Below are 12,082 nucleotides of genomic sequence, written 5' to 3' on the forward strand. Positions count from 1 at the left end.
CGATCCTAAGCGACCGCGGCGGCGCGTCTCGGGCCGTGCGCGGTCAGGCAGGAGACGACGCTTGCGCCCATGCAGGCGATGGCCAGCATTTCGGGAACGGTCGGCAGCCGGGCTTCCCAGAGGAAGGCGTAGAGCAAGGCGAAAGCGGTCTCGAACAGGATCATCTGGCCGACCATGGTGAGCGGCAGCAGGCGGCTCATGGTGTTCCACAAGGCATTGCCCACGACCGAGGCGAACAGCGCGACCGCGCCGGACACCGCCAGGAACCGGTACCATGCCGCCGCATCGTGCGCGGCCGGTTCGAGCAGGAGCGCGAGCGGCACCAGCACCACTGCCTGCAGTCCGGTGACGATGCCCAGCAGCAGGCTCCAGTCGTGGGCGGAGACATGTTCCAGCCGCACCAGCCAGCGGCTGTTGATGATGGCGAACGTCGCCCAGGACGCCAGCGCGCCCACCGCGCAAAGCAGCCCGATCAGCGGCATGATACCGGCCTGGGCATGGCTGCTCGACAGGGTCTGCCAGCCGATGCAGCCGATCGCGCCGATGCCGAGCAGCAGCGAGGGCGCCAGCCGCGCCAGCGAAGGCGCGCTGGCATCGCGGCTGCCGACGATAGTGACGACGACCGGGATGAAGCCGATGATGAGCGACGTCACCGCGATCCCCGCCATCTGTACCGCGCTCGACAGCAGGATGTAGTAGAGCGTGTTGCCCAGCAGGCTCAGCCAGGCCAGCGCGATCCACTCGGTACGGCCGAGATGCCGCACCAGCATCGGCCACCTGGGCACCAGCAGCGCCGCCGCGATCAGGCCATAGGCAAGATAGCGCCCGGCGGCGAGGTAGAGCGGGCCGAAGTCTCCCGCCAGTTCCGGCGCGAGGAAGACCAGCCCCCAGACCGCGCCGGCCGCTGCGCCGAACCCTACTCCGACAATCGTGTTCCGCGCGTCCGACACTGCTGACTCCGTCCAGAAAGGCGGCAGATTGCAACGGCTGCCCGCGGGGGTCTTGTCCCCGTCTACGCCGGTTTTGACCGAGGCTCCGGCCCGGTCTCGCCCTGCGTCTCTGGCGGGCTTTCCGCGATCGCATCCTGCATCTGGCGGCGATAGGCCGCCGGCGGCAGCCCCGTGGCCTTGCGCAGGGCGCGCGTCAAGGCGCTCTGGTCGGAATAGCCGAAGCGATAGGCCAGTTCGGCGATGGAGCGATGCCCAGCGGCCAGCGCCTCGCGCACCCGCTTCAGGCGCAAGTCGGAAAGCCAGGCGCGCGGCGTGGTGTCCAGTTCCTGGCGGAACAGCTCGTGGAGGCGGCTGACGCCGACACCGGCATGGCGGCCCATCGCGGCGGCCGTCCAGTCCCGGCCCGGCTCGGCCTCCAGGGCCGCGAGCAGGGCGGCCAGCCGCAGGCGAGAGCGCGGCATGCCGCCTGCCAGCGTATCGAGGAACAGCGGCGCCCAGCGATCCACCATGGCCTGTGTCGTTTCCGCCGAGGCATCCTGCTGCGCGGCCATCAGCGCCATGAAGTCCACCAGCTTGCCCGCGGCAGGCGAGAGCGCGGTGTAGGGGCGCCGGATCAGCTCCTCGCGCAGGCGCGGGGCCACCGCCTCGGGGTCGAGGTCGAGAATGAACGAACGGTTCGGCACCGCGCTCACCTGGTCGTGGAGCGTGTCGCTTTCGACGAAGGCCATGTCCCCGCGCAGGATCGCCGCGCCGCGCGTGCCGATCTCCATCGACAGCGCGCCTTCCAGCGGCAGCACGATCTGCGCGAAGCCGTGGCGATCGGTCGTGCTGTCCGGGCCGTAGCTGCGCAAGTCCAGGGAAAGGGTGGGTGGCGGCGCCATGCCCCCGTCTACCACCGATCGCCGCCCCGGCGACAGACAGTTTCGCTATCGGGACTGGCGGGCGGCTGGCGGGCGGGGCGCTGGCCGTGCGCAGGAACTGGCAGGTGCAAGGGTTGAAACCGGCTGGCAAGGTCGTGTAAGGGGCCGCCATTCGCAAGGAGCCCGGTGAGAATCCGGGTGGCTATTCCGGCCGCCGATCCGCCGGACAATCTCGCATGACTTCCTTCATTCAGCACCGGCACTGCCGGCGTCATGCGCAATTGCGGACCTTTTCCATGTCCAATGCTCTCACCCGCTATCGGCGGCAGTGGTTCAGCGACGCCCCGACGGCGCGCCGCGACGTGCTTGCGGGGATCGTCGTCGCCCTCGCGCTCATTCCCGAGGCCATCGGCTTCTCCATCATCGCCGGGGTCGACCCGCGCGTCGGCCTCTACGCCTCGGTGGCGATCGCGATCGTGATCTCCATCACCGGCGGCCGCCCGGCGATGATCTCGGCCGCGACGGCCGCGGTGGCCGTGCTCATCGGCCCGCTGGTGCGCGATCACGGCCTCGAATATCTCTTCGCGGCAACGATCCTCATGGGCCTGTTCCAGATCGTCGCGGGCCTGTTGCGGCTGGACTTGGTGATGCAGTTCGTTTCGCGCTCGGTAATCACCGGCTTCGTCAACGCGCTGGCGATCCTGATCTTCATGGCGCAGCTGCCCCAGCTGACTCATGTGGGCTGGGAGACTTACGCCATGGTCCTGGGCGGGTTGGCGATCATCTACCTGTTCCCGCGCCTGACCCGGGCCGTGCCGTCGCCGCTGGTGGCGATCCTGGTGCTTTCGGCCATCGGCATCGCCATGGGCTTGCCCGTGCACACGGTGGGCGACATGGGCCGCCTGCCCGAGGGCCTGCCGAGCTTCGCGCTGCCGCAGGTTCCGCTGACGCTGGACACCTTGCGCATCATCCTGCCCTATTCGCTGACGATGGCCGCGGTCGGCCTGCTGGAATCGCTGCTGACCTCGCAGATCGTCGACGACATGACCGATACCGACAGCGACAAGCGCCGCGAATGCGCGGGCCAGGGAAGCGCCAATATCGTTGCCGCCCTGTTCGGCGGCATGGGCGGCTGCGCCATGATCGGCCAGTCGGTGATCAATGTCAGCTCGGGCGGACGCGGACGGCTTTCGACGTTCGTGGCCGGCGCCTTCCTGCTGTTCCTCCTGGCGGTGCTCGGCCCCTGGGTGGGCCGCATTCCCATGCCGGCGCTGGTCGCGGTGATGGTGATGGTCTCGATCGGCACGTTCAGCTGGGCCTCGATCGCCAACTTGCGCCGACATCCGCCGACCTCCTCGGCGGTCATGCTGGTGACGGTCGTGGTCGTCGTCGCCACGCGCGACCTGTCACTGGGCGTTCTGGCGGGGGTCCTGCTTTCGGGCGTGTTCTTTGCGGGCAAAGTGCAGCGCATGTTTGCGGTGGAGCGGGCGCTTTCCGCCGATGGCACGCATGCCACGTACCGCGTCACCGGGCAGATCTTCTTCGCCTCGGTCCAGCGCTTCACGCGCGCGTTCCAGTCCGAGAGCGAGGCCTCGCACGTCCTTATCGACGTTTCGGCCGCGCATTTCTGGGACATCTCGGGCGTCGGCGCGCTGGACAAGGTGGTCGCCCGCCTTCGCCGGGAAGGCCGCAGCGTGGAGATCGACGGCTACAACCGGGCCAGCGCCGATATCGTCGACCGCTTCGCCCTGCATGACAAGACCGGCTTCGAGACCGGCGCGACGCCGCATTGACGATGAACTCCGGGACTGCCTCTCGCCGTCCCGGAGCGCGTGGCACCGTTCAGCCGGTGCCGGCCGTATCGCTTCCCGTGCGGATCAGAAGTGGCCCGAGCAATAGGCCAGCAGCAGGATGATGGGGATCGGAACGCCGATCAGCCAGAGAAGTCCCGAACGCATGGTTTTTCCTTTCCAATTGTTCGGGAAACAATCCACGGAAGCAGCCGCGGTTCCCGTCAGGACGCGGCCGGGGCACCCTCTTCGGCGGGCTGGAACTGCATCGGACCGCGCATCCCGAGACGCTCCGAGACGATCGTGGGCACCAGGGCCTGCCCCGCCACGTTGACCGCCGTGCGGCCCATGTCCAGGATCGGGTCGATCGCCAGCAGCAGCCCCACGCCCTCCAGCGGCAGGCGCAAGGTGGAGAGCGTGAGCGTCAGCATGACGACGGCGCCGGTCAGGCCGGCCGTGGCGGCCGATCCGATCACCGAGACGAAGACGATCAGCGCATAGTCGGAAAGCTGCAGCGGCACGCCGTAGAACTGGGCCACGAAGATCGCCGAGATCGCGGGATAGATCGCCGCGCAGCCGTCCATCTTGGTGGTCGAGCCCAGCGGCACGGCGAAAGCGGCATAGGAGCGCGGCACGCCGAGGCGCTCCGTCACTTCCTCGGTCACCGGCATGGTGCCCACCGAGGAGCGCGAGAGGAAGCCGATCTGGATGGCCGGCCAGGCCACCGAGAAGAACCGGATCGGGTTGATACCGTGGATCAGCAGCAGGATCGGGTAGACCGCCAGCAGGACGATCGCGAGGCCGATGTAGACCGCGCCGGCAAAGGCGCCGAGCGCCGAAAGAGCATCCCACCCATAGCTCACCACGGCATTGGCGATCAGCGCGGCGGAGCCCAGTGGGGTCAGCGCGATCAGCCAGCGCAGCATCTGGCGCAGCACGAGGTTGGCGGACGTCATGAAGGTCAGGAACGGTTCCGCCTTGTCACCGATGCGCACGGCAGCGGCGCCCACGGCCACGGCCGCGATGATGATCTGCAGGACGTTGAATGAAACGGCGGTTTCCGGGCCGTCCGCCTCGATGGTGGTCGATGCGGTGATGCCCAGGTAATTGGCGGGGACCAGTCCTTTCAGGAAGTCCAGCCAGCCGCCCACCGCCTTGGGGACTTGCGCGGCGCCGGCATCGACGCTGGCGTGAAGGCCGGGCTGGATCGTCAGGCCCAGGGCTATGCCGATGAGCACGGCGAACAACGCGGTGATCGCGAACCACAGCAGGGTCTGGCCCACCAGCTTCACCGCATTGTCGAGCCCGCGCAGCGCCGCGACCGAGGCGATGATGGCGGTGAAGACCAGCGGCGGCACCAGAGTGCGCAGCAGCTGGACGAAGATCTGGGCGATCGTGTGGAATGTCTCGCTCGCACCGCTGGCCAGCGCACTGTCGGCACCCAGTTGCCGGACCACCAGTCCCGCGCCGAGGCCGACGACCATGCCCAGCATGACCTGAGTCCCGAAACCGGGAAGCCATGACCGTTGGGAGCGCGGGGAATTCGACATTCGCTTACTTTCGTTACCGGCTTGCCGCCACTGGCCTGCTTCGCCGGTGCGGGCCATCGGCGGCGCTGGCCGGTAGGCCCGGGCCGCAGCCCATTTCGTCGCTTGCGGCGCATCCTGCAAGGGCAGGCGGCCGCAAACTGTCGATCCGGGCGCTCGCACACTGCCTCTTCAATGTCAACTTAATCGGTAGACAATGCGTCCGATCCGGCGTTCTCCGCCTCCATGCCGCGCGGCCATAACGTAAAGATAGACTTCCATAACTTTATGGTTTGGAATACTATAGCAATAACAAAGCAATAAGCGATTGCCCTTGCGCAATTCAAATTGGTCGAGAGCGTGATGGAGTGCCAATGCGCGACGCTTCCAATCCGTGCAGTCACCAGACCGGCAAAGCATTGATTGCGCGCTGTTCCTGCTTTCCTGAACCGGAAGGCCGGATCGCGCGTGTCCTGACCGTTTCTGTTCGCCTTTTTCCGCGCTGCGCGATTCTGAATCGCATGTGAAATCAAAGCAAGGAGGTGCCGAATGCGGGGCACGAAGTACGACGCCAGGAAGCACGACGCCAATATGCCGACAAGGGCATGGCTCTTCCTGCTGGGGGTGGTGGTCGTGGCCGCCGGGCTCTTCTTCACGATCGGCGGCGCGAAGCTCGTCAGTCTGGGGGGCAGCCTCTACTTCGTACTGGCCGGCCTCGCGCTGATGGTCTCGGGCGTGCTCATCGCGCGCCGCCGGCCGATCGGCGCACTGCTGTTCGGCGCAGTCTTCCTGCTGACGGTTCCCTGGGCGCTCTGGGAAGTGGGCTTCTCGTTCTGGCCGCTGATCTCGCGCCTTCTGGCCATGGGCGTCGGCGCGACGGTGGTTGCGGTCTCCTATCCGCTGCTGCGCCGCGCTGCCGGCCTGGCTCCGGCGTGGAAACCCGCGCTGGGCGTGGCGGCGGTCGTCGGACTTGCCTCGGCCGCGGGTTTTGCGGGCATGTTCGTGCCCCATGCGACCGTTGCCTTCTCGGGTCCGGAAGGCGCTCTGGTCCCGGTCGATCCCGCGCATGAGCAGAAGAACTGGGAAGCCTATGGCAATACCAGCGGCGGCAGCCGCTTCGCCGCGCTGGACCAGATCACCCGCGACAACGTGAAAAACCTCAAGGTCGCCTGGACCTACCGCACCGGCGATGTGGCCGTGAGCGACGGCAATGGCGCCGAGGACCAGGATACCCCGCTCCAGGTGGGCGATACCGTCTATATCTGCACGCCGCACAACAACGTCATCGCGCTCGATGCCGATACCGGGCGCGAGAAGTGGAAGGCGCGGATCGATGCGCGCGCTTCCGTCTGGAACCGCTGCCGCGGCCTGGCCTATTTCGATGCCAGGGCACCCCTTCAGCAGCCGGCGATGCCCGGATCGAGCCCGGTGACCGCCGTTACCGTGCCTGAGGGCGCGCCGTGCCAGCGCCGCATCCTGATGAACACCATCAATGCCGAACTGATCGCGCTCGATGCCGAGACCGGCAAGTTCTGCCCGGACTTCGGCAACGGCGGCCGCGTCGACCTCAAGGCCGGGCTCGGCAATGCGCCGGACCCGCAATATCAGCTGACCTCGGCGCCGACCCTGGCCGGCACTACCGTGGTCGTTGGCGGCCGCGTGGCGGACAACGTGCAGGTCGACATGCCGGGCGGCGTGATGCGCGGCTTCGACGTGGTCACCGGCCAGCTGCGCTGGGCCTTCGATCCCGGTAACCCGGCGATCACCGGGATGCCCGCGCCGGGCCAGACCTATACCCGCTCCACCCCCAATGTCTGGGCGGCGATGTCCTACGATCCGGCCTCGAACACCGTGTTCATGCCGGTGGGCAGTTCCTCGGTCGATCTCTACGGCGTTCCCCGGAGATCGCTGGATCACCGCTACGGCGCCTCGATGCTGGCGCTCGATGCCACGACCGGCAAGGAGAAGTGGCACTTCCAGACCGTCCGCAACGACCTCTGGGACTTCGACCTGCCGATGCAGCCCAGCTTCATCGACTTCGCGGCCAAGGACGGGCGGACGGTCCCGGCGCTGGTCTTCGGCACCAAGGCCGGCCAGCTCTACGTGCTCGACCGCGCGACCGGCAAGCCGCTGACCGAAGTGGCCGATGTCGCGGTCAAGGCCGCGGATATTCCCAACGAGCCTTACGCGCTCACCCAGCCGCGTTCGGTGGGCATGCCGCAGATCGGCGTGGGCCCGCTGACCGAGGCGGACATGTGGGGCGCCACGCCTTTCGACCAGCTCCTGTGCCGCATCGCCTTCAAGGGCATGCGCTACGAAGGGCTCTACACCGCGCCGGGCACCGACAAGTCGCTCAGCTTCCCGGGGTCGCTGGGCGGGATGAACTGGGGCGGGCTTTCGACCGACCCGACCACCGGCACGATCTTCGCCAACGACATGCGTCTGGGCCTCTGGGTGCGCATGGTCGCCCAGACCAGGGCGCAGGCGGGCAAGGCCGGCGCCGCGGGCGAGGCGATCAACACCGGCATGGGCAGCGTACCGCTGAAGGGCACGCCCTATTCGGTGGTGAAGGACCGCTTCCTCTCCGCGCTGGGCGTTCCCTGCCAGGCGCCGCCCTTCGGCACGCTGACGGCGATCGACATGAAGACCCGCAAAGTGAAGTGGCAGGTCCCGGTTGGCACCGTGCGCGATACCGGCCCCATGGGCATCAAGATGGGCCTGCCGATCCCGATCGGCTTGCCGACCCTGGGCGGAACGCTGGCCACGCAGGGCGGCCTGGTCTTCATCGCCGGTACCCAGGACTACTACTTGCGCGCCTTCAACGCGGCGAACGGCAAGGAAGTCTGGAAGGCCCGTCTGCCGGTCGGCAGCCAGGGCGGGCCGATGAGCTACAAGTCGCCCCGGACGGGCAAGCAATATGTCGTCATCACCGCAGGCGGTGCGCGCCAGTCGCCCGACCGCGGGGACTACGTGATCGCTTATACGCTCAAGTAGCGGCTCGGGGCGGCGCCGGTCGTCGCCCCATATTCCTTCAAACGAAAGCAAGCCCGCGTCACGCAGGACGGCGGGGAGGAGGGGGCCTTGGCCCGACGCATCCAGACCTTGATTCGCCGTGCCGTCCGGACCACCGGTTTCGGACTGCTTCTCGCCGTGCCGCTGGCCGCGCTTCCCGCTCATGCGGATGAGCCGGAAGCGCCGCAAACCGCCGGGCCGGTCGAGCCCCCGGCCGCCGCCGAAAAGCCGGTCCCGCCGCCCGCCGGGCGCGAGACCCTCACGGGGGACTGGGGCGGCTTGCGCACCCGGCTGAAGCAGTCGGGCGTGACCTTTCGCGGCGACTACGTCTCAGAGACATTCTCGGCCGTGGATGGCGGAGAGCGCCGCGGCACCACGTACGTCCAGCAAGTCCGCATGGGTACGGATCTCGACATGGAGCGCCTGGCCGGCTGGCAGGGCGCCACCTTGCACCTGACCGTGAACGACCGGCGCGGCGTGGGCCTCTCTTCGGATTACGTGGGCAATCGCCTGCCGATCCAGGAGGCGGCCGGCGGCTATTACGCGCGCCTGACAGAGGCCAGCATCGAGCAGAGCCTGATGGGCGGCAAGCTCGACCTGCGGCTCGGCTATTTCGCCATGGGCAACGATCTGGGCGGCATGCCGATCGGCTGCAATTTCGTGAACGCGGCCTTCTGCGCCCATCCGCTTTCGATGTCCGGCGACAGCGGCTGGTACAACTACCCCAATGCCCGCTGGGGCGCGGCCTTGCGCTATCGGTTGCGGCCGGATCTGATCGTGCGCACCGGGCTCTACCAGGTGAACCCGCGCCTCAACGATCAGGACAATGCCTGGAACCCCTTCGCCGGCGGCACGATCGGCGTGCTCCTGCCGCTGGAACTCGAATACGATCCCGGCGCGGCGAAAGGCAGCCGCGTCCTTCCCGGGCACTACAAGGTGGGCGGCTATTACGATACGTCGCGCGTCACCCGGCAGGGCGGCGGCGGCACCGTGAAAGGGCGCTACGGCTTCTATATCCTGGCGGACCAGATGATCTGGCGCGAGGGTGGGGGGCGGAGCGGCAGCAGCCGCGGCCTCTCGGTCTTCGGGCAGTTCACGGCCAATCCGCAGATCTCGGCGCAGATCACCCGCTGGTACGCGGGCGGCCTGGTCAAGACCGGGACGTTCGCGGGCCGCGATGCCGACACCGTGGGGCTGGGCTTCACCCACGCCGTGGTCGATCCGCGCCTGCGCCGCCTTCATGTCGATACGGCGCCGGTGCCGGGCAGCTATGCCTCGCTGCCGGCAGGGGAAACGGCCATCGAACTGAGCTACGGCTTCCAGGCGAACCGCTGGCTGGTGGTGCGTCCGGACGTGCAGTACATTCTTGACCCGGGCGCGTTCAACTTCCGCTCCACGGCGAATGCGCTCGCGCTCGGCTGTCAGGTGAGGATGCAGTTCTAGGCTTTCGGGCGGCCGCCTTTTCGCTGCGTGCGATGAAATCGATTCCTTGAGCGTTGGGCAGTGGATCGTCTGTCCGTCCCGCCACGTTCCACTATCAGCCGATGCAGAGCGCGCCCCCGCACCCCGGCCGGGGCCGGTCTCGGCATAGCAGAACGACACCAAGGAGAGCATCGATGAATCGGCGTGATTCGAACTTCGGCGGCCAGCAGTCCGGTGGTTACCGCAACGAAGACTCCGACTGGGAAACTCCCCGCCAGGCCAACCAGTGGCAAAGCGAATCCCCTCGCCAGACCGGCGGCTGGGGTAACGATGAAGACCAGCAGACCCGCTATTCCGAAGAGACGCGCCGCCGCCGCGCCGCGTCCGCGGAGGACCTGGAAGGCCGCTATCGCAGCGATCCCCGCGACGAGGCCGGCTATCGAGCCGCTGGCCGCGACGGGGCGGGCTATCGAGAGGGCGGACGAGCCGGCGGGCGCTATGGCCGCGAGCGTGGCTACGGCGAACGCGGCTATGGCGACGATTACAGTCGCCGCGGCGGTGACCAGTCCTATCGCTTTTCGGGCGACCGCGGCGCCTATCCCAGCCGCGAATACGATGCCAGCGGCGGCAACGACTTCGCCAGCTTCACCAGCGAGGACTACGGCGGACGGGACTTTTCTGCCCGGCGCGGCGGTGGCGGCGGATTGAGCCCGAGCTTCAGCTACCGCCCGACGTTCGACACGTTCGGCCGCGGATATTTCGGCAGCCGTGGCTATGGCGAACAGGAAAGCGAAAGCCGCAGCCCGCGCGATTACGGCGAGTGGCGCGAATATGGCGAGGAACGCGGCTTCTTCGCGAAGGCCGGTGACGAAATCGCCAGCTGGTTCGGCGACGAAGACGCCGCCCGCCGCCGCGAGGACGACCATCGCGGTCGCGGCCCTTCGGATTATACCCGATCCGACGAGCGCATCCGCGAGGATGTGAACGACCGCCTGACGCAGGACTGGCGCGTGGATGCCACCAATATCCGCGTCGTCGCCAAGGACGGCGAGATCACGCTGGACGGCACCGTGGGCAGCCGCAACGCCAAGCGCCGTGCGGAAGACCTTGCCGATGACGTCACCGGCGTGAAGCACGTCCAGAACAACTTGCGCGTCACCGGCGGCACGAACTGGACGGACACCGGCCAGGGGGCTTCGGTTCCCGGCTCGGCACGGACAGGTTCGACCGCCACCGGCTCGACGACGACTGGCTCGACGACGGCCGGTTCGAGCACGAGCGGGCTGACCCCCACTTCGGGTTCGAGCACCACAGGTAGCTCTTCGTAAGCGATCACGACCGCTTGCGAAGGTTGGCCGCGGCGTTCCCCAGGGAATTCCGCGGCCTTTCCTTTGGGATGTGCGGCGGGCGTGGGAGGATCAGAGCCAGCGGGTATGGCGGAACCACGCATAGAGCGTGGCGCAGAGCACGGCGATCACGGTCAGCACCCCGAAATAGCCGTAGCGCATGTGCAATTCCGGCATGTTCTCGAAGTTCATGCCGTAGATGCCCGCGATCGCGGTGGGTACCGCCAGGATGGCGGCCCAGGCGGCGAGTTGGCGGGTGATCGTGCCCTGGCGCTGCGATTCCAGCAGGTGGCTCACTTCGAACACCGTCGTCAGCACTTCGCGCAGGCTGGCGACCATGGAATCGACGCGGCGCACATGATCGAAGACATCCGCGAAGTAGGGCCGCACCGCCGCATCCAGATAGGGCACGTCGAGGTGGACCAGCTTGCTGCTCACTTCCGCCATCGGCCCCAGCACGCGCTGGAACCGGATCAGTTCGCGGCGCAGGCCGAACAGGCGCATCACGTCCTCGCGGTCGAGGAAGGCGTCGAGCGCGCGCTTCTCGATCTCCAGCACGTTTTCCTCGATGGTCTCGACGATGGGCAGGTAGCCATCGACGATGAAGTCGAGGATGGCGTGAAGGACGTAGTCGACGCCATTGGAGAGCAGGGTAGGCGCGGCCTCCAGCTGGGCGCGCAGCTCGGTATGGGCCCGCGCGGAACCGTGGCGGACCGAGATCACATGATGCTTGCCCACGAACACCGAAGTTTCCCCATAGACGATCTCGTCGCCTTCGAGGTGGGCGGTGCGGGCAATGACGAAGAGCTGGTCGCCATAGATATCGACTTTGGGCAACTGGTGCGCCTTCAGCGCATCCTCGACGGCCAGGGGATGGAGGCCGTATGTCTTCTGGACCGCGCGCAGTTCGGCTTCGGTCGGCTCATGCAGGCCGATCCAGACGAAGTCCTCGCCTTGCCCCTGGGGCCGGTCCTGGATCGGCGGGCAGTTTTCGAGCGAGACCGGCTCGGCGGGGTGGCCCTGGCGATAGAGGCGGGCGGCAATGACGGACATCGGGGCGTTTTTCCGGAATTCTGGTGACTTCGCCGATTACGATAGCGGCGGGGGGAAGGCATGTCCTGCCTTATCGAGTGCCGTCTGCGGCCGCGTCCCGGCGCAGGGGAGCCGTGGGCCGGA

The 12,082-nt window shown here is 67.6% G+C and carries 9 protein-coding genes and 1 other annotated feature; of the genes, 5 read left to right on the forward strand and 4 right to left on the reverse strand.

Features of this window, described 5'->3' with window-relative positions; genetic code table 11:
- Nucleotides 1-5 precede the first annotated feature (5 nt).
- Both AC1VV3_RS14850 and AC1VV3_RS14855 read right to left on the reverse strand, forming a co-directional pair.
- Nucleotides 6-950, reverse strand: a complete 945-nt coding sequence (locus tag AC1VV3_RS14850; RefSeq protein ID WP_482962675.1) for a DMT family transporter — start codon at nt 948-950, stop codon at nt 6-8.
- Nucleotides 951-1,012: 62 nt separating this feature from the next.
- On the reverse strand, nt 1,013-1,831 hold the full coding sequence (locus AC1VV3_RS14855; protein WP_482962676.1) for an AraC family transcriptional regulator: 819 nt from the start codon (nt 1,829-1,831) through the stop codon (nt 1,013-1,015).
- Nucleotides 1,832-1,986: 155 nt separating this feature from the next.
- Nucleotides 1,987-2,042 (forward strand) — a sequence feature (sul1 is cis-regulatory element that is thought to sense ions involved in sulfur or methionine metabolism; They are found in Alphaproteobacteria).
- Nucleotides 2,043-2,106: 64 nt separating this feature from the next.
- Between AC1VV3_RS14855 and AC1VV3_RS14860 the strand changes: the two genes are divergently transcribed.
- The gene (locus tag AC1VV3_RS14860) at nt 2,107-3,603 is read left to right on the forward strand and encodes a SulP family inorganic anion transporter (RefSeq protein ID WP_132268832.1); all 1,497 of its coding nucleotides are present in this window, start codon (nt 2,107-2,109) and stop codon (nt 3,601-3,603) included.
- Nucleotides 3,604-3,824: 221 nt separating this feature from the next.
- On the opposite strand, the gene AC1VV3_RS14865 is transcribed toward AC1VV3_RS14860, so the two are convergent.
- A complete protein-coding gene (locus AC1VV3_RS14865) occupies nt 3,825-5,150 on the reverse strand; it encodes a dicarboxylate/amino acid:cation symporter (RefSeq protein WP_482962677.1) in 1,326 nt (441 codons plus the stop codon).
- Nucleotides 5,151-5,500: 350 nt separating this feature from the next.
- Between AC1VV3_RS14865 and AC1VV3_RS14870 the strand changes: the two genes are divergently transcribed.
- The 4 genes from AC1VV3_RS14870 to AC1VV3_RS14885 all read left to right on the forward strand — a co-directional run bounded on the left by AC1VV3_RS14870 (nt 5,501) and on the right by AC1VV3_RS14885 (nt 10,888).
- Nucleotides 5,501-5,653 carry a hypothetical protein gene (locus tag AC1VV3_RS14870; RefSeq protein WP_165921496.1) on the forward strand — a complete coding sequence of 51 codons (153 nt, stop codon included), beginning with the start codon at nt 5,501-5,503 and terminating at the stop codon, nt 5,651-5,653.
- Nucleotides 5,654-5,675: 22 nt separating this feature from the next.
- Nucleotides 5,676-8,120 (forward strand): glucose/quinate/shikimate family membrane-bound PQQ-dependent dehydrogenase, encoded by a 2,445-nt coding sequence (locus tag AC1VV3_RS14875; protein WP_482962678.1) that lies wholly within the window; start codon nt 5,676-5,678, stop codon nt 8,118-8,120.
- An 87-nt stretch (nt 8,121-8,207) separates the two neighbouring features.
- Nucleotides 8,208-9,581, forward strand: a complete 1,374-nt coding sequence (locus tag AC1VV3_RS14880) for a carbohydrate porin (protein ID WP_482962679.1) — start codon at nt 8,208-8,210, stop codon at nt 9,579-9,581.
- A 173-nt stretch (nt 9,582-9,754) separates the two neighbouring features.
- Nucleotides 9,755-10,888: a BON domain-containing protein gene (locus tag AC1VV3_RS14885; protein WP_482962680.1), complete on the forward strand. Its 1,134-nt coding sequence runs from the start codon at nt 9,755-9,757 to the stop codon at nt 10,886-10,888.
- Nucleotides 10,889-10,978: 90 nt separating this feature from the next.
- Here AC1VV3_RS14885 and AC1VV3_RS14890 read toward each other — a convergent pair whose 3' ends face one another.
- Entirely contained in the window at nt 10,979-11,959 is a 981-nt protein-coding gene (locus tag AC1VV3_RS14890) for a magnesium and cobalt transport protein CorA (RefSeq protein WP_132268825.1), read from the reverse strand.
- Between the last annotated feature and the right edge of the window lie 123 nt (nt 11,960-12,082).

The sequence above is a fragment of the Novosphingobium sp. BL-S-34 genome (genome assembly GCF_056857015.1).